At 59.6% G+C, this 23599-nt stretch carries 15 protein-coding genes and 3 pseudogenes; 8 read left to right on the top strand and 10 right to left on the bottom strand.

Annotation, left to right across the window (positions count from 1 at the left end; all coding sequences use genetic code 11):
• Nucleotides 1-563, top strand: a pseudogene (locus BW686_RS01930) (hypothetical protein); the annotation flags it as partial.
• Between the two features lie 6 nt (nucleotides 564-569).
• On the top strand, nucleotides 570-968 hold the full coding sequence (locus BW686_RS01925; RefSeq protein WP_084913956.1) for a hypothetical protein: 399 nt from the start codon (nucleotides 570-572) through the stop codon (nucleotides 966-968).
• Here the strand turns inward: BW686_RS01925 and BW686_RS01920 are convergent.
• Complete coding sequence (locus tag BW686_RS01920) at nucleotides 965-1516, bottom strand: RNA 2'-phosphotransferase (RefSeq protein ID WP_084913955.1); 552 nt, start codon at nucleotides 1514-1516, stop codon at nucleotides 965-967. The genes BW686_RS01925 and BW686_RS01920 overlap by 4 nt on opposite strands.
• A gap of 389 nt (nucleotides 1517-1905) precedes the next feature.
• On the opposite strand from BW686_RS01920, the gene BW686_RS01915 reads away from it, so the two are divergent.
• A complete protein-coding gene (locus BW686_RS01915) occupies nucleotides 1906-2199 on the top strand; it encodes a hypothetical protein (RefSeq protein ID WP_256897995.1) in 294 nt (97 codons plus the stop codon).
• Between the two features lie 324 nt (nucleotides 2200-2523).
• Nucleotides 2524-3078: a BRO-N domain-containing protein gene (locus BW686_RS01910; RefSeq protein ID WP_084913954.1), complete on the top strand. Its 555-nt coding sequence runs from the start codon at nucleotides 2524-2526 to the stop codon at nucleotides 3076-3078.
• 52 nt (nucleotides 3079-3130) lie between these two features.
• On the opposite strand, the gene BW686_RS01905 is transcribed toward BW686_RS01910, so the two are convergent.
• From BW686_RS01905 to BW686_RS27370, 5 genes and pseudogenes are all read right to left on the bottom strand, one after another.
• A complete protein-coding gene (locus BW686_RS01905) occupies nucleotides 3131-3421 on the bottom strand; it encodes a hypothetical protein (RefSeq protein WP_084913953.1) in 291 nt (96 codons plus the stop codon).
• Nucleotides 3422-4543: 1122 nt separating this feature from the next.
• Entirely contained in the window at nucleotides 4544-7660 is a 3117-nt protein-coding gene (locus BW686_RS01890) for an autotransporter domain-containing protein (RefSeq protein ID WP_179149134.1), read from the bottom strand.
• Between the two features lie 95 nt (nucleotides 7661-7755).
• On the bottom strand, nucleotides 7756-10758 hold the full coding sequence (eprS, locus tag BW686_RS01885; RefSeq protein WP_084913949.1) for an autotransporter serine peptidase EprS: 3003 nt from the start codon (nucleotides 10756-10758) through the stop codon (nucleotides 7756-7758).
• Nucleotides 10759-11359: 601 nt separating this feature from the next.
• Nucleotides 11360-11851, bottom strand: a pseudogene (locus tag BW686_RS27375) (methyl-accepting chemotaxis protein); the annotation flags it as partial.
• Nucleotides 11852-12643: 792 nt separating this feature from the next.
• Nucleotides 12644-12913 (bottom strand): annotated as a pseudogene (locus BW686_RS27370) (PAS domain-containing protein); the annotation flags it as partial.
• A gap of 230 nt (nucleotides 12914-13143) precedes the next feature.
• On the opposite strand from BW686_RS27370, the gene BW686_RS01875 reads away from it, so the two are divergent.
• Entirely contained in the window at nucleotides 13144-13494 is a 351-nt protein-coding gene (locus BW686_RS01875) for a topoisomerase DNA-binding C4 zinc finger domain-containing protein (RefSeq protein ID WP_084913947.1), read from the top strand.
• Nucleotides 13495-13533: 39 nt separating this feature from the next.
• On the opposite strand, the gene BW686_RS01870 is transcribed toward BW686_RS01875, so the two are convergent.
• The 3 genes from BW686_RS01870 to recQ form a co-directional block, all read right to left on the bottom strand.
• Nucleotides 13534-15750 carry a FimV/HubP family polar landmark protein gene (locus BW686_RS01870; RefSeq protein WP_084913976.1) on the bottom strand — a complete coding sequence of 739 codons (2217 nt, stop codon included), beginning with the start codon at nucleotides 15748-15750 and terminating at the stop codon, nucleotides 13534-13536.
• Between the two features lie 95 nt (nucleotides 15751-15845).
• Complete coding sequence (locus BW686_RS01865; RefSeq protein ID WP_084913946.1) at nucleotides 15846-16280, bottom strand: MarR family transcriptional regulator; 435 nt, start codon at nucleotides 16278-16280, stop codon at nucleotides 15846-15848.
• Nucleotides 16281-16373: 93 nt separating this feature from the next.
• Nucleotides 16374-18503 (bottom strand): DNA helicase RecQ, encoded by a 2130-nt coding sequence (gene recQ, locus BW686_RS01860; RefSeq protein ID WP_084913945.1) that lies wholly within the window; start codon nucleotides 18501-18503, stop codon nucleotides 16374-16376.
• Nucleotides 18504-18679: 176 nt separating this feature from the next.
• On the opposite strand from recQ, the gene BW686_RS01855 reads away from it, so the two are divergent.
• Together BW686_RS01855 and BW686_RS01850 are read left to right on the top strand one after the other, a co-directional pair.
• Nucleotides 18680-19267 carry a UPF0149 family protein gene (locus BW686_RS01855; protein WP_084913944.1) on the top strand — a complete coding sequence of 196 codons (588 nt, stop codon included), beginning with the start codon at nucleotides 18680-18682 and terminating at the stop codon, nucleotides 19265-19267.
• Nucleotides 19268-19277: 10 nt separating this feature from the next.
• Nucleotides 19278-19682, top strand: a complete 405-nt coding sequence (locus BW686_RS01850) for a YbaN family protein (RefSeq protein ID WP_084913943.1) — start codon at nucleotides 19278-19280, stop codon at nucleotides 19680-19682.
• 30 nt (nucleotides 19683-19712) lie between these two features.
• Here the strand turns inward: BW686_RS01850 and pap are convergent, their stop codons facing one another.
• Nucleotides 19713-21209 (bottom strand): polyphosphate:AMP phosphotransferase, encoded by a 1497-nt coding sequence (pap, locus tag BW686_RS01845; RefSeq protein ID WP_084913942.1) that lies wholly within the window; start codon nucleotides 21207-21209, stop codon nucleotides 19713-19715.
• Between the two features lie 148 nt (nucleotides 21210-21357).
• Between pap and mnmC the strand changes: the two genes are divergently transcribed.
• Entirely contained in the window at nucleotides 21358-23340 is a 1983-nt protein-coding gene (mnmC, locus tag BW686_RS01840) for a bifunctional tRNA (5-methylaminomethyl-2-thiouridine)(34)-methyltransferase MnmD/FAD-dependent 5-carboxymethylaminomethyl-2-thiouridine(34) oxidoreductase MnmC (RefSeq protein WP_084913941.1), read from the top strand.
• Nucleotides 23341-23599 lie beyond the last annotated feature (259 nt).

The following is a 23599-nucleotide window of genomic DNA, read 5'->3' as shown; positions in this document are numbered from 1 at the left end:
ACAAGCAAATTGCAGGTTGGTTGGCTCGTAATGAGCAGAAGCTGCTGGCTCATCCAGAATTGCGAGCAAATGAGCCAACTCCACTGGCTAAAAAAGAAGCAGAAATATTGGCTCCCAAAGAGTCAAAAAGACAGAAACCCATTGATAAAGAGGATGAACTTCCTCCTCCAAACAGAAATCCGCTCTTAGGGGTATTAGAAGATAGTGTCTTCGCACAAAAAATCTCAAAACCAACTAAAGCCTTCAGTAAAGAAGGACAAAATATTTATTCGCAAGCTGCGGGTCAACCTATAAAAACAGTGGCCGACCTCACAAGCGCTTTGAAAAAAGGTATTATAAAGCCTAGCCAAGTGCCTCTTGATTACGTTAGCATAGACGGGCACAACGTTATAGCTAACACTCGTAGCTCCACGGCACTCATTAATGCAGGAATACCCAAAAGCCAATGGTATGGCGCTAATAAAACGGGCGTTATAGCCTATGACAGTATAACTTTTGATGATCTTGTTCGAGATCAACTCAGAAAAAACTACGGCGGCTCCGCACTTAATGCAAGGAGGTAATAAAACATGAAGCTCTCTCAACCTCAAAAGCTTTTAGATTTGGATACCTTTTTACCTCCAGACGGTGAAGATGGTTTTGACCTGTCCTATATAGATAACTATTTAACGCTTAACATATTTTATGATCCCGAGCTTCCTGACATTACAAGAGCCAAAAAAAGCATTCGTTTTTTGTGGCCAAACTACTTTATAAAAACACCTTTTCCCGGCCATAGTTTTTTTAGCTGCCCTGAAGATCGAGACTTATCGCTCCTTAACTGCTTAGTCGAATATAAAAATTCGGACATGTTAGACATCGCTAATAAAATCTCCGGATCGCCTAACTTTAAACACTATAGGTTATACCTCCAATCTGAAGGAGCAGCAATTCACATAATTGCACAATCTTTTGAAATTATAGATTAGCTTTTCAGAATCAGCCAATCTGCAGGAACTTTATCGATAAGCCACACGTTGTTTTCAGCCTGAAAAAACTTGAAGCCCAAGTCGTGCATACGAAGGGCTTCAACTTCCAAAACAACCGCTTTCCCATATCGAAGCCCTACGGAATAAGCCGTCTCTGTACTTTCTGACAAATGAACATAATGACGAGCTCCAGCAATAATTCCTTCTTTGTAAATTGACTCAAGAAATCGCGTGGCTGTTCCGTGATATAAGAATTCGGGAGGTATCATCTGCACATATTGAATGTTGACGTTACGAGTTGAATGACCTTGTGCAGCACGAACATACCGTTTATCTTCAGAAATAATGAATCGCTTTTTCTCACTCTCAATGACAACCCTTTCCAAGAATTCCCGATCAAAAACTTGCTCTTTTCTCGCGGCACATACAATAAGCATATCTATATCTGCCCACCCCTCTTGATTAAGTTCTAGGCCAATGGCTTCTGGCTCATGCCGCAAAACATAGCTGAGAAACTTACTAAGCTCGTCAAATCTTTTCTTACTCATACTTAAATCCTTTTTCATACCTAACACCACGATCAGAACTTAAAGCCCCATGGCAAAAAAATCAACCTAAATTTTGCAAAATAATTCCCAAACGGCAGTTTTAAAAAACGAATATTGCTACCTGCTCAATTAGGAACAAGTATTTTATACTGCCATTGCCAAGCACCGAGGAGACGTTACTCACGCCATTAAGCCTCCTTGTGAGCACATGAGAAATCCAGTATATGACATCAAAAAGTCAACCGCTATTACGGTGTAAAATTTAATATATAACCTTCAAATATATCCATACCTAACTTTTATAAAAACAGCGTCCTTCTCTACGACCAACAGAATAGCTAATCTCTTGCCTCGCCTTCATTAGCGTTAATCGTCGCACAGGTAAACCAGTGCTGTCTATTTCATTAAGAAACTATGGAGTTACTCTTATAAAAATTTATAACTTTAGTTTCTCTGGAGATGCGGTTCAGAACTATATTCACAAAGGAACTCTCCCTGAAAATATAGGGTTTGGGAGTCTGGTTTCCGAACTTCTACCCTACACCCGGCTTGAGCTCGATGAGACCGAAGAGTTCTTCTACGCTGATGATAACTACGGAGCGGTCGAGATTACCGGACTGGGCGTCCCTCTTGAAGACATACCAGATCAGCACATCACAGCGATTTGCATTATCCCTAAATGAAGGCTACGCCCCACAAGCTGATGCTTCGGATATTTTCAGAAAAGTCCTACACTATAAAGCCTTTCACAGTCATAAAGCCTGCCTTACCCTTGCGCCGCGCCTAAGAAACGCCCAAGAAACTCAAATGTAGCGGCCTGACCGCTTCCGATAAAATGCGGCTTTTTGTACCTGCGGCCTTCGGCTGCGCGTCCTAAAATCTCTGATATGTCGGGAGTGGACCAATACAAGACCCGCAAGGGGAATACGTCCGGCCTTTTCTACATTGGGGTTTCTTAGCTCCCGACGCCTAGCTCTCAAAAAGCTAAAAATGTAGAGATTACCTAGATGCCTCACATCGCAAGCCTAAATCAGACAACGCCGCACACCCCAACCCCCTTCCACCGCCACAACCGCCAACTCCTCGCCCTCCTCCTCGAAAACCAACCTTGGTTCAGCGCCCGCGATCTGGGTCGCATGATCGGCTGGCCTTTGAACGAGCGGACGCTGCGCAAGCTGGACGCTGACCAGCATCGGATGATCACGCTCGACCTGCACGGCGAAGCACAGCCGGAGCTGATGGTCAGTGAGTCGGGGGCGTACGCGATGATGGTGCATCACTATCATGCGGAGAATCGTGGATTGCGACAGTGGATTACCAATGAGGTGGTGCCTGCGTTGCGGGATGGGCAAGTGCCGTTTGATGACTGCACACCGAACCTGAGCATGCTGCAGTGGCCGGGGTTGTCGGTGAGTCTGTTGCACTGGCACAGCGAGCCGTGGATACGGTTGAGGGATATGCCGATGCTGTTGGCGCATCCGCAGATGCAGGTTGAGGCGCGGCCGCGTCGTTTGGCGAAGTCGTGGTGGCGGGCTGTTTTGCCTGTCGCTCGGATGGGTTGAATGTGGCGTGATGGTCGTGACGCTAGGTGACGACCATCGTGTTTTTGCGGAATCAGTCTTTCAGGCGGCGTCGGTAATCGCTGATCATTTCTTTGGTGACATCTTCCTTGTAGCAGATCGGTTCCTCACCACCTTCACGGCTATAGGCACTGCGCTTGCCACACCGGCTGCCGTTGCGGGCAGAGTTGTATGGGCAGGGGCAGTTGCCGGAGTAGCTGTCGATGGATTCCTGGATGATGGCTTTGACGATTGAGGCGTCTGTTACCTGGGTTTCTCTGGCTTGTGCGGAGAAGGCGCAGAGCAGTGCCAATATGGTGACGAAACCTGTCCCTGTCTTTTTCATGGCTATTCCTTAGCGAGTGCAGACGAGTGTCTGTTGCAAGGTTTTAGCATGATGTTAATGAGCCATCAAATTTTGTTTATTGAGGTGATTGAGGGCAGCATGGCTAGGCCTAGCCTGAAACCTGGTTCGCAAACGATGTACTGCATATATAGGTTTTGCTGCCGGTTCCCGGCAGATCGCGAACAAGTTCGCTCCCACGGCCTTCGGCCAGAAGCAAAGGGCTGTGAGTTGTGCAGCATTGCGTGATTGACGCAAAACTTCACGCAGTGCGTTGCCGCGCGGAGTGATCAGAGTTGCACACACGTTTTGAGAGGTTCATAGAGCAGGCTTCTGCCTCTAGCGTTGAAAAGTTACGAAGGTTGCGAAGCGGCCCAGAAACTGGTGACCTCGGTTGTGCCTGATGTACCGGATACACAGGTTTTGCTGCCGGTTCCCGGCAGATCGCGAACAAGTTCGCTCCCACGGCCTTCGGCCAGAAGCAAAGGGCTGTGAGTTGTGCAGCATTGCGTGATTGACGCAAAACTTCACGCAGTGCGTTGCCGCGCGGAGTGATCAGAGTTGCACACACGTTTTGAGAGGTTCATAGAGCAGGCTTCTGCCCGGAGGGCGTGGGAGTTTCAGGAGGTTACGATGGGCTGCGAAGCGGCTATGAAACTGGTGACCTCGGTTGTGCCTGATGTACCGCATGCACAGGTTTTGCTGCCGGTTCCCGGCCAGAAGCAAAGGGCTGTGAGTTGTGCAGGATTGGGTGATTGACGCAAAACTTCACGCATTGCGTTACCGAGCGGAGTGATCAGAGTTGCACACACGTTTTGAGATGCCCATAGAGCAGGCTTCTGCCCGGAGGGCGTGGGAGTTTCAGGAGGTTACGACGGCTACGATGGGCTGCGAAGCGGCCCTGAAACTGGTGACCTCGGTTGTGCCTGATGTACCGGATACACAGGTTTTGCTGCCGGTTCCCGGCAGATCGCGAACACGTTCGCTCCCACGGCCTCCGGCCAGAAGCAAAGGGCTGTGAGTTGTGCAGCATTTGCCTGATGGCTTGGATGTGACGCGGAGCGATAGGCACGATAGGTATTACCGAGTGCCTGCGGGGCTACTAAACCCCGCAGGCATCCCACATCAGAACTGCCAATCCAGCGACAAGCCTACGCCGTGGGTTTTATCCCGTGCGCCGAGCAGGCCGTTGTAGTCCAGGTTGATGCGGGCGTCCTTGCCCAGTGCCAGGCTGGCGCGGGCGCCGACGACGGCGGCGTCGCGGTCCATTGAGACGCTTTGTGTGTTGAAGCTGTTGCCTGCGCTGGCGAAGGCCAGGTGTTGTTCCGACGAGGTGTCGCTCAGGTTGTGCTGCCAGCCGAGGATGGCGGAGACGTCGAGTTTTTGGGTGTCGTTGAGGTTGAAGCGGTTGACCGCGCGCAGGCCCAGAGTGGAAAGCACGGTGTCGCGGGTGTCGTCACCGCCTTTGAGGGCTGTGGCGCCGCCTTTTTCGGTGAAGCTGTCGCTGTCAAAATGGACGTAAGCCAGGTTGGCGAATGGCTCCAGTGCCAACGGTTGCAGGTTGAGGCGGTAGGCGGCTTCGGTGAAGACCTGGCTCGACTGGGCGTCACGTTTGACTTTCTGGCGGTCGGAAAACTCGCCGAATTGCAGGTCGCGTTTCACGTCGATGCGGTGCCAGCTGTGCGACGCGCCTGCGGTCAGGCGGAGTGCGCCCTGTTCGTGGCCGATGTAGGCGCCCAGGTGGTAGCTGTCTGCCGAGGCACGCGAATGGGTGTAGTCGCCCAAACTCAGCGAGGTGTCGCTGTAACCGGCCATCGCGCCCAAACGGGTGTGCTCGCTGATCAGGCCGTCGACACCGGCGAGCAAGCCGCCCAAGGATGAAGTCGAGCTGGCGCTGTCGCTGCTGCCGCTGTTTTTGCCCCAAGCACCCAGTGCTTTGACCCACACCGAGTTGTCTTCAGCGCCCGGTGCTGGCGGGTCGTACAAGCCTTCTACGCGCAGACGGTCACCTACGGCGTCGCGCAGTTGGCGGCTGTCGTTGATCAGTTGCGTGGCGATGGCCGGATGCACTTCGCCCGACAGCTGGGTGAACGCACGGCGTGCGGTCGCGGTGTCCGGGCTGAGGATCACGCTTTCGTACACCGAGTTGCCCGCACTCAGTTGCTCGATGGCCTGGGCCACGCTGCGCTGGTTGTCGGTTTGTGCAGCGCTGGCGAAGCTGTCGCCGTTGCGCTCGAGGGCCAGGGTCAGGCCGGTGCCGGTGTACGCCAGGTTGCCGGCGAGGAACGCGTAGTCGTCTGTGACCGAACCGAACTGGCCCTGAATGCCGCCCGCCGCTTGCAACACGTTGTATTGACGACCGATGACGCTGGGGGTCTGGTTGCTGCTCAGCAGTGCGGCGTTGTCGTTTTCCAGCGTCAGGGCCATGTTGGCGCCGCTGACGGTCGCGGTGCCGCCGACCACGAGGCGGTCACTGGCGGTGGGCGACAATTCCACCGCGTAGGTCGAACCGGGTGCCAGGTTGAGGTCGCCCGCCACTTGAAGGGTGCCGATGGAGTTGCCCGGCGCGACGGTGCCGCCCTGGTTGGCGGTCAGCGACGCAACGCTGCCGTTGCCGCCCAGCACGCCGCCGCTGTTGACGGTGACCGCCGAAGCCAGCGAGCCGTTGATCGCCAGGCGACCTTGATTGACCAGCGTCGGGCCGCTGTAGCTGTTGGCCCCGGTCAGCACCAGAGTGCCGATGCCTTGTTTGGTCAGGCCGCCGTGGCCGGCAATGTTATTGCTCCACACATCCAGCCCGCACTGCGGGCCGGTGCAAGTGCGTTGGGTCGGCTTGCCGGCATCGACAATCGCGCCGACGCCTGGCAGGTCCGCAACGAACTGACTGTCGCCGTAGGCACCGTCGATGCGGAACTCGGCCGGAATGTCCGCTTCGGTGACGAACAGGCTCGGGCCGTTGACGGCTTTGCCGAGGTTGATCATGCCCCAGCCGTACAACGCATCCACGCCGGGTGCGCCAAGGTCGGTCGCGGTGGTTTTCAGCACGTCGGCGACCTGTGCGCCGGTCATGTACGGAAAGCGCTCCATCAACACGGCCATGCTGCCCGCCACATGCGGCGCAGCCATTGAGGTGCCGTTCTTGTTGGCCCAGCCGACGGTCAGGTCTTCAAGGCTGGTGCCGTTGAGGACCGAGCTGTAGATGCGCGTGCCCGGTGCCGAGACACAGAAACTGGCGGTGTAGCCGCAGCGCGACGAGAAGGTGCTGAGCGTGTAAGGCGTGGTCGCGGCGTCGGCGGCGTTGGGGTTTTGTTGCAGGGCGGCAACGGTCAGCCAGTTCGGGGCGATGTCCGGTACGAAGTAACCGAGCCCGGCCATCGCGTCGGGGTTGTTGAGGTTGTAATCGTTGCCCGCGGCGAAGATAGTCACCACACCGCTGCGCGCGGCATCGATAGCGCCCTGATACGCGCCGCCCGGACGGGTGCCGAGGATCTGGCGGATCTGGTCGAACTGCACTTGCGCGTCCTGCACGGTGAAGTGCGGAAAGGCCGGATCGCGACCGCCCTTGTCGAAGCGATCAGTGATGCCGATGCCCCAGCTGTTGTTGATGACCCGTGCGCCGCTGTTGACCAGCGCATTCCAGCCGGCCTGATACACCGCGCCGTCGTTGCCCAGCACGATGCCGTCTTCCGGGCCTGGGTCGCCATTGTCGGCACTGATGATCTGCGCGTTGTAGGCCACGCCGTGCATCGGTCCGCCATCACGATCGCCACCCGCGATACCGCCCACGTGGGTGCCGTGGTTGCCGAGTTTGCCGCCGGAGTCCAGGGTCGGCGCACCGTCGTAGCGGAAGGCGTCGCCCGCCTTCACCGGGATGTACGGGTCGGTGTACTCGCGGAGGCCGCTGGTGACCAGGTTGACCACCTTGTTGGCGCTGGAGAATTCCGGGTGCGGGGCGTAGACCGGCTGGTCGAAGATGCCCAGTTTGATGCCCTTGCCGGAGTAACCCGCGGCATAGGCCTGATCGGCGTTGATCGCGCCAATGCCCCAGTCGGCCTTGAATTCGGCACTGCGCCAACTGGCGGGATTGCCGGCCTGACCGGCTTCCACATAAGGCGCTGCATGGGCCACGCCCATGCTGGCGAGGTAACAGGCCAGCGCGCCGCAGGAAGCGCGATTGATCGCCCGAATGGCCTGGCGCAGGGGTTTGACAGCGGTATGGCGGGTGTTGGATGCATCTTTCATGTAACGACCGTCCTTAGTTAACGCGCACGAGTCTCTGCGCGCATGCCTCTGCATGCGCGTCGTTCTTTTTGGTTCAGGCTTGGGTAATGCTCAGGTTAAAACTGCCAGTTGAGGCTCAGGCCGACACCGTGGCTTTTTTCACGGCTGGCCAGTTGGCCGCTGTAATCGAGGCTGATCCTCGCGTCTTTGCTCAGCGCAAGGCTGGCGTGAGCACCGACCAGCGCGGCATCGCGCACCAGCGGCGAGCTTTCGATGCCGAAGCTGCCGCCACCCGAGGCAAAGGCCAGGTGCTGCTCGGCATCGGTGTTGCTCAGGTTGTGCTGCCAGCCAAGGCTGCCGGACAGGTCGACTTTCTGCCGCTCGGTGATCGCGATGGTTTTCAACGCACGCACGCCGAGGGTGCTGAGCACCGCATCCCGGTTATCGCTGCCGGCAGACAGCGCCGCTGCATCGCCCTTCTCGGTGAAACCGTCAGTGTTGAGGTGGACGTAGGCCAGATGGGCGAACGGTTCGAGGGTCGCCGGTTGCAGGCGGATGCGGTAGGCCGCTTCGGTGAACACTTGCGTACTCTGGGCATCGTGCCTGGTTTTCTGCTTGCCGGCTGCGCCGCCGACCTGCACGTCACGTTGCGCATCGATGCGGTGCCAGCTGTGCGCGCCGCCGAGGGTCAGGCGCAACGCGCCGATTTCATGGCCTACATAAGCGCCCAGGTGGTAGCTGTCCACCGAGGCTCGGGAATGCGTGCCCGAGCCCATGTTCAGCGAGCTGTCGCTGTAACCCGCCACGACGCCCAGACGCGTGTCGTCGGCAACGTTGCCATCGACACCCGCCAACAGACCGCCAATCGAACTGGTGTAACCGGCGGTGTCGTCACGTGAATCGGTCTTGCCCCAGGCGCCCAAGGCTTTGAGCCAGAAGTTGTCTTGCGCGGTGGTGTGGCCGTCGGTGCCGAATGCACTGCCCCCCAGGCGCTCAACGACCGCATCGCGAACCTGGCGGCTGTCGTTGATCAACACGCTGCCAATGGCCGGGTAGATTTCACCGGACAATTGCTGAAAGCTGTCTCGGGCAGCAGCTGCGCTTTGAGTCAGCAACAGGTTTTCATACACCGCGTTGCCTGCACCCAGTTGCTCGGCAGCAGTGGCCACGGCGGCTTGGTTGGGGGTTTGTGCAACGCTGCTGAAGGCGGTTGTTTGCTCGACGTTCAAGGCAACGCCGGTGGCGGCATAATCCAGTCGGCCACCCAGAAACGCGTAATTGGACGTTACCGTGCCGAACTGGCCATTGACGCCATTGGCGGCCTGCAACACGTTGTATTGACGGCCCACCACGCTCTGGATCGGCGCAGAACTCAAGGCAACCGGCGTGTTATCCAGCTCCAGCGTCATGTTTGCGCCTGACACCGTCGCACTGCCAGTCGCGACGATACGATCGCTGGCGGTGGGCGAAAGCTCCACGGCGTAGGTCGAACCCGGCTCAAGGGTGAGATCACCGTTGACCCGCAGGGTGCCGATGGAATTGCCCGGCGCAACGACACCGCCGCTGCGCGCCGTCAGCCCGCCGACCTGGCCATTGCCACCCAACGTGCCGCCCGCGTTGACCTGTACGGCCGATACCAGCGAGCCGTTGACCGACAACACGCCACCGTTGACCAGTGTGTCACCGCGATAGGTGTTGGCGCCGTCCAGAATCAGTCGGCCTGCGCCGGATTTGACCAGGCTGCCCTGATACTGACGCTGCGCCGCGGCGGCAGCGCGGGCGGTGCCAGTGGCGTAGTCAGCTTGATCCTGTTGACTGGCGGTGCTGGCGACGCCGTTTTGCCAGCCTTTGCTGATCAGTGTTTGCCGCCAGGTGGCCTGCTCGGCGGAGTCTTCGGACTGACGCTGAATCAGCGCCTGATCGGAGATGTTGTTGCTCCACACGTCGCTCAGGCCTGCGCCCAGATTGGCATCGAAGGTGCCGAGCAATTGACCGGGACCGCGCATCGCCCGCTCCAGGTTCGCCACACCCCAACCGACGCTGTTGGTCGGCGCTTGAGTGACCGAGCCGTCCAGCTGGGTCGCCGTGGTCAGCAGCACTTGCAGCGCCTGCTCGTTGTTCATGTACGGGAAGCGTTCCATCACCAGCGCCAGCGCACCGGTCGCATGGGGCGCGGACATCGAGGTGCCGGACTTGATGCCGTAACCGCCGCCCGGCACGGTGCTGTTGATCAGCCGACCGGGCATGGTGATGCACCAGTATTTGGAGAGGCCGCACTGGTTGTAGCGTTGACCGTTGCTACTGTCGAGGCCCGACACGGCCAGCCCGTGACCTTCGAGGTCCGGTTCAAAAAACGGCAGCGACGCCCGCACACTGGCGTTGGCGTAACCGCTGTTGCCCGCGCTAAACACGTTGATCACGCCTTTGCGCGAGACGTTAGCGGCTTCGTCCAGCCAGGTGCCGCGGTTGTAATGCTGAGCGTAGGCAGCGCGCACCCCTGCTTCGGTGGCGTAAGTCACATCGGACGGCTGGCTGCCCCAGCTGTTGTTGATGGCGCGCACGCCAGCATCGGCCAACGCGCCGTACACCGCCTTGAAATACTGCGGGTCAGGGTTGGGGCCGAACAGGAAGCTGTCGTTCTGGTTGGTGTTGCCAACGTAGATTTGCGCGTTGTACGCCACACCATGCATTTCCACGCCATCACGCGCAGCACCCATCGTGCCGGTGACGTGTGTGCCGTGGGTGTCGTTATTCGGGTTGATGGCGCCAGTGATACTGAACGGCGAGCCGTTGACGTAGGTGCCTGTGGCGGTCACTGCGTGATAGCGGGACGGGCTGGCTTCTGGGTGGGACGGATCGAAACCCGAGTCCAGCGCGCCGATCTTGACCCCTGCGCCGGTGATACCAGCGGCGTAGGCCTGATCCGCCTGAATGCGGCCCAGGCCCCAATCGCTTTGAAATTCTGCCGAGCGCCAACTGGCGGCATTGCCCAACTTGCCCTGCTCGACATAATCGGCCTGAGCAGAACAGCCAAACGTAAAAGACAGGGCACACAGTGCGCCGGTGGCTACAGGCTTGAACGAATAACGGACAGCATTAACGCACGTCGACTTTTGCATCCCTGCTTACCTGATCATGGTCGGCTCGTAATTGAGCGAGTCCAGAACATAATCCGCAGTTACACACTTGGCAACAGATTTATTTCAATTCTGATACAAAGGCTCAGGTATATGAATAGCACATTGCTGCTTATATACATCAGTGATATCCGTTTGAATCTATTGAATTTATCAGGATGAACAAGGGTTTCTACCGCTCACGGATAGTGGCTATATAATTGCACGCAATTGCATTTTCGCTCTTTGATGAGGCGTATTTACAGCAACAACCGGTTAAGCGCCTTACTTATCTAAGCCTGTAGAAGTTGTCCAACAATAGTTGATCAACATGGAATTCTGATCTGCCCAAGAGATGACGCAGAGCGTCACGAACTGCATGCCCACGCGGAGCGATGGGCACGATACGCGTTGAATTCGGCAGCCGTGTACGTGGCTGGAGCACACAACAGATCCTCATGCCCACGCGAAGCGATGGGCACGATACGTGTTGAGTTCGGCGGCCGTGTGCGTGGCTGGAGCACACACCTGGTTCTCGTTGCCACGCATGGAATACATTCCGGGCGATCTACGTCCCCTCCGCGCCTCATTGGAGCGAATGACGCTACCGACTGAACCGTTCCGCCAGGCTGTGCAGGTACTGGGCCATTTCTTCCAGTTCGGTGCTGATCTGCGAGCCTTGCTGCGCCTGACCGGCGCTTTGGTCACAGAGTTGCGCGATGCGGGTGATTTGCTGGCTGATGTTTTCCGCCACGTGGCTCTGTTCTTCGGACGCCGAGGCCATTTGCTGGCTCATGCCGGTGATGCGGGACACGGCCTGGCTGATGCCGTCCAGCGCCTTCTGCACCGCCTCGACGCTGGCCACGCTCTCCAGTGATATCTGCTCGCCTTTGTTGGCCGTCAGCACCGCACGGTTGGCGTTGTCGCGCAGGCTGGTGATGATCTGCTGGATTTGCTCGGTCGAAGACTGGGTGCGTGAAGCCAGCGAGCGGACCTCATCGGCCACCACCGCAAAGCCACGCCCCTGCTCGCCCGCACGGGCCGCTTCGATGGCCGCGTTGAGCGCCAGCAGGTTGGTTTGCTGGGCGATGGCATTGATCACGTCCACCACGCTGACAATCGACTGCGTCGCCTCGGCCAGTTCACCCACCGCGCTGCCGATGTCGGTGACCGAATTGGCCATGTGCCGAATCGCCAGCAGGCTTTCATCGGCCAGACCGCGCCCCTGCTGCGCCAGCTTGTCAGCCTCTTCGGCGGCGTGCGCCGTGTTCTGCACGTTGTGGGTCACTTCCTGAATGGTCGCTGCCATCTGGTTGATCGCGGTCGCCGACTGATCCGCTTCGCTGCGCTGCTGATCCAGCGATTCCGCCTGACGCAACGACAACTGCGCGGAGCGTCCGGCGTGCTGGCGAACGCTTTCGCCAGTATCCGCCAGCCGTGTCAGGGCCGTCTGCAGGCGGGCTTCTTCACTGAGCATCGCCAGGTCGAGTTGCGCCTGCGGGCCACGGTTGTCGCTGTAGGTCAACGCCACCAGTGTGCTGGTGAAGGCCTTCGGGTGGTCTTCAAGCGTCTTGCGAATGCTGCTGCGCTGACGCATTTCCAGAAAACCGCCCAACACCACCAACACGACCGGAATCATGATGATCGACGGCAGATCGTCCAGCAGGTACACACCGCTCGCCAGGGCGAGGGCGCAGATGATCATCGGCAATTGGCGAATCAGGTGATAAGCCGCCGTGCTGATGGCAGACACTGCTGGCTTCCCCTCGCGCAGGCGTGCATACAACGCGTCGGCACGCCGAACCTGATCGCGGGTCGGCAGCGAACGTACGGACTCATAACCGACGACGCGGCCATTCTCGTAAACGGCGGTGACGTAGGCGCTGACCCAGTAATAATCGCCTTGCTTGGAGCGATTCTTGACCACGCCCATCCAGGGTTTGCCCTGTTTGATGGTTTCCCACATGTGGGCAAACACCGAAGCAGGCATGTCCGGATGGCGCACCAGATTATGCGGCTGCCCGATCAGCTCTTCACGGGTAAAGCCGCTGAGGGTCACAAAGGCGTCGTTGCAGTAGGTGATCTTGCTGTTGAGGTCGGTGGTGGAAATGAGACGTTCAGATGCCGGGAAAGTCCGTTCAGTCTGCGTAATGGGCATATTGACGCGCATTAAAAACCACTCCGTTGAATGCTCGATAGTCCGGGCCAGTCTTGAAGGTGTAGCACAGCCTCTTGAAGTGGCAACCGGTGAGTCATCGCAGGGGTTATCGCCCGTGGCCGTCGGGTCTTTAGTGCTGGCCGGTCATTGGTGCGGGATTGGCGTTTGCATCGTCATGGGGATGTCTGCACCATGCCGGCCTCGACAGCGATTCCACCTCAGGCATTTCCATGACACGCGATACGACGTCCGCGCTGACAGGGTTCATCAGAAAATTGCGCAGGCTCTTGCGCCGCACCGCGGATACACCGGTGGCTCGCGCCCCTGATCAACAGCCGGATGCACCTGCTGTTGAGCCGACGCCCTCCGCTCAGCCTGTCGACGTCCAGCCTGCCCGGCGTATCAAAAAGCCTCGCGCGCGCGACGTGCCAAAACCTGCACCCGCACCTTCAGCGCCCGCGTGCCCGCATTGCAAAAAAACGATGGTGATCAAAGTGGCCCGGACCGGCAAGAACGCCGGGGAGTTCTGGGGGTGTGCCGCATATCCGGCGTGTCGGGGTATTCGGCCGATCTTTCGCTGAGCGCAAGACCGGCCTGCCGTTTCAGAAAATACTGCGAACTCAGCTGATCCCGGCCAGCAGTTCCCGCGCCATGCGCCGGTGTTCGTCGTCTGACTCGGCAATGACCTGTTGCAGGATTTCCCGAGCCGACTCGATGTCGCCCTCCTCGATCAATACCTGAGCCTGATTGATCTGGCTGAGCGGCGGCTCTTCAAGGTCCAGCAGGTCAAAATCGGAATCATCGCTCATGAAACTGTCGAGAAACTCGTCGCTCAAGTCGTCTGCAGCGACGGGCGCGACCACCTCGACGGGCTCAATCACCTCAGGCTCCGAGAAGTCGCTGAGGAACTGCTCATCCGAGAGTTCGAACACTTCAGGCAACTGAGTCAGGTCAGAAGAGAAGCCGGGGTCGACGTCGACAGGTGCGACCGTCGCGGGAGCTTTGTTGCGCGGCGGCGGGCTGTCGAACGGGTCGACCAGGTCCCAGTCGGCGTCCATCGACAGGTCGTCGAGGTTCAACTGGAATTCGTCGGCATGTTGCGGGTTCAGGGCCGCAGCGGTTGTTTCGTCCAGTTGCGCTGCTGGCTCGGGTTCAAGATCAGGCAGCAGATCAGGCTGAACACGTTCGGCTGCCGCCGGCTCGGGCTTATCGAACGACAGCCCGCTGGCCGCAACGGCAGCAGCAGGCACCAAAGCCGCAGCCGCAGGGATTTCAGCGGCTTTGATTTGCGGAAAGCGGTCGCGGATGTCCTGAATGGTCTGCGGGTCGACGCCATGTTCCAGCGCCGCTTGCTCTTCGCGGACAAACCCGCTGCCGTCGCCCTGCTCTGCCAGCAACTCCAGCAACCTGATGCGAATGTCGCCACGCTCCGGCTGCGTCTCCAACGCACTGCGCAGAATGCCCATCGCCTCGCTGAACCGTCCGTAGGCGATGTAGATACTGACACCGTCCAGCGCGTCGGGCGCTGCGCCCGCCTGACGTTGCGACGCAGCGGGCCTGACCGGTGCAGGCGCTGTATCAGGGCTGACTTGCGGCGCAACGGCAGGCACTTCAAACACCGGCAGCATTGAGGCTTGGGCGGGTTTGATCAACGGATCATCAGGGGTGGTCGGCGCTGCTGCAGCCAAGGCACGCTGCTGGCGTTGTTTCGAATAGGCAAACGCCAGCAGCAGAAGCACGATCAGCACGGCGGCGAGCAGTATCGGCAGGCTGACAAACGATTCACTGCCTGGCGCGACCGCCGCCGCAGGCTGAACCGGAACAGCGGCAGGCGTGGCGGGCGATGGTGCAGGCGTTGCCGGCGCGACCGGCCGAGCGGCGGATTGCGCCAGGGCCAGATCGCTGCGCAAGGCGGTGATCTGCTTGTCCTTGCCGCTCATCTGTTCTTGCAGTTCCTGAGTCTGCACCTTGAGGGCTTCCAGCGATTGTTCCAGTTGCTGGTTTTCGATGGCCGCCGCCGAGAGCTGTTCGGCGGTGCGCTGCAATTCGGCAGGTTTCGCTTGCGGTGCCGCGGCGTTTGCAGCGGGGGCCGCAGCACCAGGCAGCGTTGCTGAATCCGGTAGCAGCAGATCCTGACCGACTTTAAGCCCTGCCCCGGCACCGGCCGCGAACACCTGCGGGTTGAGCGAACGGATGCCGTCCGCCAACTGACTCGCCGACACCTTGTTGCCCGGCCCTTGCAGGCGGCTGGCGATGCCATTGAGCGTGTCGCCACTGACAACTGTGTAATGTTTGCCCTGCACCGCAGCGGGCGGCGCAACCGGCATGCGGGTTTCCTGCGCGGCGTTCGCCAGGCGCGGCTGATTGCGGCTGCGGGTCGCGGCCAGGCCTTGCGGGGACGTGGCCGGGTCAAGCAGCAAGGTGTATTCGTGCAGCAGGTCGCCATTGGGCCGCGCCAGTTGCACGAGAAAACTCAGGTAAGGCTCGGTGACCGGCTTGCTGGACACCACCCGGATCACACCACGATTGCCACGCAGCACCGGGGTGAAACGCAGGTCGTTAAGGAAGAACACCCGCTCGATGCCTGCCTTGGCGAACGCCTCGGGAGACGCGAGCCGGGCCACAACGTCTTCGTTGCTGAGCCCGTCCGTTTCCAGCACCTCGATTTCAGCGTTCAACGGCTGATTGAGCGCCGAATGCAGAGTGATTTCACCCAGCCCCAGTGCCGACGCCAGGGTAGAACAGGTCAACAGCGAGAACGCCATGACGCTCTTGCAAAACACTGCGCGTGCCGTGCGGCCTGCACCTTCGACAGCAGCCAGGGAATTCTTCAAAATGCGAACCCTTATGGAAACCACAGCAGGCTTCTCACGTAATCAGATGGACGTCAGTATCCATTGCGAGAGTATGGTTGAGAACTCGCCGCTTCGTCTCAGGATCTTTCCAGATTGGCCAGAATCTGTGAATGCACCCGCATGCTGACGCGCAGATCGTCTTCGCTCACGCCTTGCAACAGTTCCACACGCAAGACATTGGCAATGTTCTCGATTTTCTCGATCAGGGGGAACGCCGTGTCACAGAGCAGAATCTTCTTTGCCCGACGGTCTTCGGCGACCGCCACGCGTTGAACCAGGCCTTGCTTTTCAAGGCTGTCGAGCAAACGCGCCAGGGTCGGACCTTCAACCCCGACACTCTGCGCCAGCTCGCGCTGGGTCGGCGGTTCGTTGAAGCGCGCAAGGTGCAGAAGAACCAGCCAGCGAGCCTGTGACAGGCCCAGATCGACCAGCCGACGATCCAGCTCGGCGCGCCAGCCCCGGGTCAGGTGGCCAAGTTGCATCCCGAAACGGTGTTCATCAGTCAATGGCATAAGGGAACTCATGATTCAAACTAATTATTAGCGAGCTAAGCATGGTCCTTATGATCAGGCAAGCAGGAGGCGGTGACGATTCGTCGCACGCCGTTATACCTCAAATTCCGATTGCAGCGCCGCACGCACGCAATACAACACGCCTTCCGGGACCCGCCCGGCGAATTGTTCGGCAATGGCCGACACCGGCGGCAACTCGCCTTCGCCGTCGAGAAAGGCGTCCTGAACCTCACCCAGCAAATCTTCCGGCAGGTCCAGCGCCTGCTCGATGGACAATTGCTGCTTGCCGATGGCCTCGGCCAGCAGGGTGTACACGTTTTTCTCCGAACACTGCAACTGGCCAGCAATCTGCGTCGGCGTCATCCCGGCTCGCGCCAGGCTGATCAGCTCGTGGCGCACATCGGCCACTACGCGAGGTGCCTCGGCCTTGCCGCTGAGGACCTCGAGAAACGCCTCGCCGTAACGCTCCAGCTTGCGGGCACCGACGCCGCTGACGCGGGCCATTTCGGCCATCGATCCCGGCTTGCTGCGCAGCATTTCCAGCAGCGTCGAGTCCGGAAAAATGACATAAGGCGGCACGCCGTGTTCTTCGGCCAGTTTGCGGCGCAGGGCGCGCAGGGCTTCCCACTGCTCGCGCTCTTCGCCTCGCACCAGTTGACTGGCCGGGCTGCCGGAGCTGCTTCTCGATGTGGTTTGTGGTTTGAGGTCGCGGCGCAGTTCCAGAGAAACTTCACCACGCAATAACGGACGGCAGGTGTCGCTCAGGCGCAGGCCGCCGTAGCCTTCCAGGTCGATGTCCGCGAGCCCGCGCGCGACCAACTGGCGGAACAGCGAACGCCACTCGGCTTCGGTACGCGCCTTGCCCACCCCGAACACCGACAGGTGCTGATGACCGAAGCTTTCCACCTTGTCGTTGGATTTGCCGAGCAGTACATCCACCAGATGCCCCACGCCATAGCGTTGGCCGGTGCGGTAGATGGCCGACAACGCCTGACGCGCAGGCTCGGTGGCGTCCCAGGTCTGCACGCCATCGACACAGTTGTCGCAATGGCCGCAGGGGTTGGGCATGTCTTCGTCGAAATAGGCCAGCAGAGTCTGACGGCGGCAGCGGGTTTCTTCGCACAGGGCCAGCATGGCGTCGAGCTTGTGCTGCTCCAGCCGCTTGTGTCGCTCGTCGCCCTCGGAGTTCTGCAACATCTGCTTGAGCATCAGCACGTCTTGCAGGCCGTAGGCCATCCAGGCATCGGCGGGCAGACCGTCGCGCCCTGCCCGGCCGGTTTCCTGATAGTAGGCCTCCAGCGATTTGGGCAGGTCCATGTGCGCCACGAAACGCACGTTGGGTTTGTCGATGCCCATGCCGAATGCGATGGTTGCCACCATGATCAGGCCTTCCTCATTCAGGAAGCGCTTCTGATTGGCGGCGCGGGTTTCCGAGGGCAGCCCGGCGTGGTACGGCAGTGCGGGGTAACCGTTGTCACTCAGGAACACGGCCACTTCATCGACTTTCTTGCGCGACAGGCAGTAGACAATGCCCGCATCGCTGCGCCGCTCGGACAGGAACGCCAGCAACTGTTTGCGCGGCTGTTCCTTGGGCACGATGCGATAGAAGATGTTGGGCCGGTCGAAGCTGGACAGAAAACGCTCGGCATTCTGCAGGTGCAGGCGCGTGACGATTTCTTCCCGGGTGCGCTTGTCGGCGGTGGCAGTGAGCGCGATGCGCGGCACGTCCGGAAACAGCCCGGCCAGTTGCCCCAGTTGCAGGTATTCGGGACGGAAATCATGGCCCCATTGCGACACGCAATGCGCTTCATCAATGGCAAACAGGGCGATTTTCAGGTTTTGCAGGAACGACAGCATGCGTGGCTGAACCAGACGCTCCGGGGCGAGGTACAGCATTTTCACTTCGCCGAGGCGGATGCGGTTGGCCAGCTCGCGCTGCTGCTCGGCACTGAGAGTCGAATTGAGCGCAGCGGCGGAAACGCCCAGCTCGTCCAGCGTGGCCACCTGATCGTCCATCAGCGCAATGAGCGGCGACACAACCACGCACAGACCGTCGCGCAACAGCCCCGGCACTTGAAAGCACAGGGATTTTCCGCCACCGGTCGGCATCAGCACCAGTGCATCGCCGCCGTTGGCTACACGCTCAATAATGGCACCCTGGCGACCACGAAAGCTGTCGTAACCGAAGATGTCTTTAAGTACGCGTTGTGCCTGCTCAAGCATAAAAACCCCGGAATATCCTGCTGCACTGCAAAACGGGGGAGTATACCCGAGCGCTCGCGAGCAATGGATGACTGGGACATCAGCGGTCAAAATTAACTGCAATTGGCCTGCGCGCTGGCGCCACGGACGCTCAAGGCCTAGAATCCAGCATCGTTTATTTTCAAGGTAGTGCCTCCATGTCCTTCGCTGAGCAATTAACCCGCCTGCAAGTCTTCCTCGATGCAGATGAGCTGCACGATGAAGCACTGGACTATGTGGCCGCGCATGGCTACCTGACCGCCCTGTCCATCTGCGCCGAAGAGGTGCCGGAGCGCGAGTGGATCGACGCCCTGTTCTCCGAGGAACCGAAATACAGCAGCGACATCGAGCGTGAAGAAGTCGAAACCACGCTGGTGCTGTTGAAGGCGCACATTGCCCGCCAACTGGCATCGGACGAAGAGTTCGAACTGCCGTGCGATCTGGACCTGGGCGACGACCCGGATGATTCGGACCTTCGCGGCTGGTGCATCGGCTTCATGGAAGGCGTGTTCCTGCGTGAAAACGCCTGGTTTGAAAGTGCCGAGGAAGAAGTCAGCGAAATGCTTCTGCCAATCATGGTCGGTTCGGGCCTGTTCGACGAGCAACCTGAATTTGCCGACATCGCTCAGAACGCCAACCTGATGGACGACATGATCGTGCAGATCCCGGAAGCGCTGACTGCGCTTTACCTGCTGTGCCAGGCCCCGGACGAAAAGCCGGCGATCCTCAAGCCCCGCCATCACTGAGTCGGCGCCTATGGCGCAAGACTCACCGCGCACCAGCCGGCACTGGTGGGTGCGCTACCTGCTTATCGCGGTCGGCTGGTTGAGCGTTGCACTGGGCGTCATCGGTATCTTCCTGCCGGTGCTGCCCACCACGCCCTTTCTTCTGTTGGCCGCCGCCTGTTTCGCCCGCAGCTCTCCCCGCTTCTACCACTGGCTGGTCAACCATCGGCAACTTGGCCCGTGGATTCGCGATTACCTTGAAGGCAACGGCATTCCGCTCAAAGGCAAGGTCTGGGCGATAGCACTGATGTGGGCCAGCATCAGCCTGTCGTGCTACCTGGTGCCATCGGTCTGGGCGCGCACGTTCATGCTGACGAGCGCCGTGCTGGTGACGATTTACATCCTCCGGCAAAAGACGCGCCCGCCTCGCAAATGATGCGCCACAGGCACGCTGCTGCTCAGGCGATCACTTCTTCTTGTCTCTGGCGAACGCGGCTTCCAGCGCTTCATTGATCGTGCGCAAGACCTTGACCCTGGCCCAGCGCTTGTCATTGGCTTCGATCAGCGTCCAGGGCGCAATCTCGGTGCTGGTGCGGTCCACCATGTCACCTACAGCCTGACGGTATTCAGGCCATTTCTTGCGGTTGCGCCAGTCGTCTTCGGTGATCTTGTAGCGCTTGAAGGGGATCTTTTCACGCTCTTGAAAGCGCTCCAGCTGGGTCTGCTGATCAATGGCCAGCCAGAATTTGACGACCACTACGCCAGCGTCCGTGAGCTGCTCTTCGAAATCGTTGATTTCGGCGTACGCGCGCTTCCAGTCGGAGTCGCTGCAAAAACCCTCGACTCGCTCGACCAGCACCCGGCCGTACCAGGAGCGGTCGAAAATGGTGAATTTGCCGCGCGCCGGTATCTGCCGCCAGAAACGCCACAAGTACGGTTGCGCCCGTTCGTCCTGCGTGGGTGCAGCAATCGGCACGATGGCGTACTGACGCGGGTCCAGCGCTGCCGCGACTCGGCGGATCGCCCCGCCCTTGCCGGCCGCATCGTTGCCTTCGAACACCGCCACCAGCGCATGGGTTTTCATGCGTTTGTCGCGCATGAGACCTGCCAGCCGCGCTTGTTCGGTAATCAGTTGTTGCTGATAGTCATCCTTGCTCAAGTGCAGGCTCAGGTCGAGGCTGTCCAGCAAGGTGCGCTCATCATTGTGAATCGCCAGCGGCCCGACCGTCAGTGCGCTGGGTTCGGGCTCGACTTTGTTGAGCGCGGCCTGCATGCCTTCCAGCAGCAGGCGACCCACCGTCAGGCTACGGTAGTTGGCGTTCACGCCCTCGATGACATGCCAAGGCGCGTACTCGCGACTGGTGCGACGCAGTACCCGCTCGCCAAAGCGCACGAACTTGTCGTAAGTCTTGGATTGCTGCCAGTCCAGCGGGCTGATGCGCCAACTGTGCAGCGGGTCATCCTTGAGGGTCTTGAGGCGTAGTTTCATCTGCTTCTTGGACAGGTGAAACCAGAACTTGAAGATCAGCGCGCCCTCGTCGCAGAGCATTTTTTCCAGGCGTTCAGCGCCACTGATGGCCTGATCGAGCACAGCGTCCTTGTACCGGCCATGCACGCGATCCTGAAGCATCTGGCTGTACCAGTTGCCGAAGAAAATCCCCATGCGGCCCTTGGCGGGCAGTTGTCGCCAATACCGCCAGGCAGGCGGGTGTGCCAGTTCTTCGTCGGTCTGCTGATCAAAGGTGCGCACTTCTATCAGCCGCGGGTCCATCCATTCGCTCAGCAGTTTGACGGTCTCGCCCTTGCCCGCGCCTTCTATGCCATTGATCAGCACGATAATCTGCCGACCGGCCTGCTCGTGCAGGTCTATCTGTGCTTCCAGCAACGCTTCACGCAATTCAGGCAGCGCGGCTTCGTAGGTCTCATCGTCAATGGCATGACCGATTTCAGCAGATTCAAACATGCACAACTCCTGATGGGGGGTGGCTCAGTGAACGCCCGATGGAGAGTGTGACCACTGATTGCGGGCATCGGTCAATCCGCGCAGCCTTGATAGCACTTTTATACGCGCAGACGGCTAAAATGCCGCCACTGCCTTCGCTGAGCCTGACATGACTATTACCCGCCACGCCCAGATCGACTGGGACGAACACGGCAACCCGCGTTCCCGCGACTTTTCCGACGTGTATTTTTCCACTGAATCCGGCCTGGACGAAACGCGCCATGTGTTTCTGGTGCAGAACGACCTGCATCGGCGCTTTACCGAATTGCCGGCTGGCGGACGGCTGATCATTGGCGAGACCGGTTTTGGCACGGGGCTGAATTTTCTTTGTGCCTGGCAGTTGTTCGATGAGTGCGCGCCTGTCGATGCACGCCTGCATTTCGTCAGTGTCGAGAAGTACCCGCTGAGCCATGCCGACCTGCAACGGGCGCTTGTGTTGTGGCCGGAACTGTCGAGGCTCGCTCAGCCGTTGCTGGAGCAGTACGTGGCGATACATGAGGGCTTTCAGCGCCTGGTGTTCGATAACGGGCGTGTGACCCTGACGCTGCTGATTGGCGATGCCTTGCAGATGTTGCCGCAACTGGACGGGCAGATCGACGCATGGTTTCTCGACGGCTTTGCTCCGGCGAAGAACCCTGAGATGTGGACCCCGGAACTGTTTGCCGAGCTGGCGCGGCTGTCTGCGCCCACCACCACCATCGGCACGTTCACCAGTACCGGCTGGGTGCGACGCTCGCTGAACGCAGCAGGTTTCAAGATGAAACGGGTGCCGGGCATCGGCCATAAGTGGGAGGTGCTGCGCGGCGTCTTCATTGCCTGGCCGCTGGACGTTGCTTCGGCTCCAGCCGCCAAGCCGTGGTTTGCCCGCCCTCCCCGGGTTGCAGGCGAACGCAAGGCGCTGGTGATCGGCGCCGGGCTGGCCGGGTGCGCCACCGCCGAGAGCCTGGCGCAGCGCGGCTGGCAGGTCAGCCTGCTGGAGCGTCATGCGGCACCGGCGCAGGAAGCATCGGGCAATCCGCAAGGCGTGCTGTACCTGAAACTCTCGGCTCACGGCACCGCCTTGTCACAACTGATCCTGAGTGGTTTCGGCCATACCCGCCGACTGCTCGAACGCTTGCAGCGCGGTGTGGACTGGGAAGCGTGCGGCGTGCTGCAACTGACCTTCGACGACAAGGAAGCCCAGCGCCAGAAGCAACTGACCGAGGCCTTTCCCGAATCACTCCTGCGTTTGCTGGACCAGCCCGCAGCCGAAGCACAAAGCGGCATCGCGCTCGACAGCGGCGGGCTGTTCTACCCCGAAGGCGGCTGGGTGCATCCGCCTGCGTTGTGCCACGCACAGAGCGAACACCCGAACATTCAGCTGATCGCCCATCAGCAGGCGCTGGAGCTGCGGCGTGTCGATGATCAGTGGCAGGTTTGGAGTGATGAACAGTTGATCGACAGCGCGCCTGTCGTGGTGCTGGCCGGGGCGGCTGACATCAAGCAGTTTTCGCAAAGTGCCGACTTGCCGCTCAAACGCATTCGCGGGCAGATCACCCGCCTGCCACAGACCCCGGCCAGCATGGGGCTGCGCAGCGTGGTCTGCGCCGAAGGTTATGTGGCGCCAGCCCGGCTGGGCGAACACACGCTGGGGGCCAGTTTCGATTTCAACAGTGTAGACCTGACGCCGAGTCTGGCCGATCACGTCGGGAATCTGGAGCTGTTGCAGGAGATATCGAAAGACCTCGCTGCGCGCCTTGCAGCCGCCGACCTGCCGCCCGAGCAGTTGCAAGGCCGTGCGGCGTTTCGCTGCACCAGTCCGGATTACCTGCCCATTGTCGGGCCGTTGGCAGACCGCGACGCATTCGTTCAGGCCTATGCGGCGCTGGGCAAGGATGCGCGCCAAGTACCGGACATCGCCTGCCCGTGGCTTGAGGGGCTGTACGTCAACAGCGGTCATGGCTCTCGCGGGCTGATCACTGCCCCGCTGTCCGCAGAGTTGATCGCCGCCTGGCTCGACAACGAACCGCTGCCGTTGCCGCGCAGCGTGACGGAAGCCTGCCACCCCAATCGGTTTGCGCTGCGCGGGCTGATTCGCGGCGGCGGGAAGTAGTTTAGGATTCTCGTTGCGCACGCTCCGGTGTGGGCATGCTGGTCGCGACGCTCTGCGCCGCAAAGAGGACGCAGAGCGTCCTGAACGGCATGACGACGCGGAGCGTCGCACGATAGCGAATACCCCGTTTCCTGTGCAGAGCACGCGTAACGAAAAGGTGTCAGGGCTTTCGACTCTCGTTCCAAGGCCCTGCGCGACAACAATTACCATCAGCCGCGACGCGCGGTCGCTCAGGCGCTACTCTTGAACCTCAGTCAGA

Origin of the sequence: Pseudomonas syringae, assembly GCF_002157375.1 — a bacterium.
GTDB classification, from domain to species: Bacteria; Pseudomonadota; Gammaproteobacteria; order Pseudomonadales; family Pseudomonadaceae; genus Aquipseudomonas; species Aquipseudomonas syringae_T.
The sequence above is the reverse complement of the archived record's forward strand: the minus strand, read 5'-3'. Positions and strand labels throughout refer to the sequence as shown.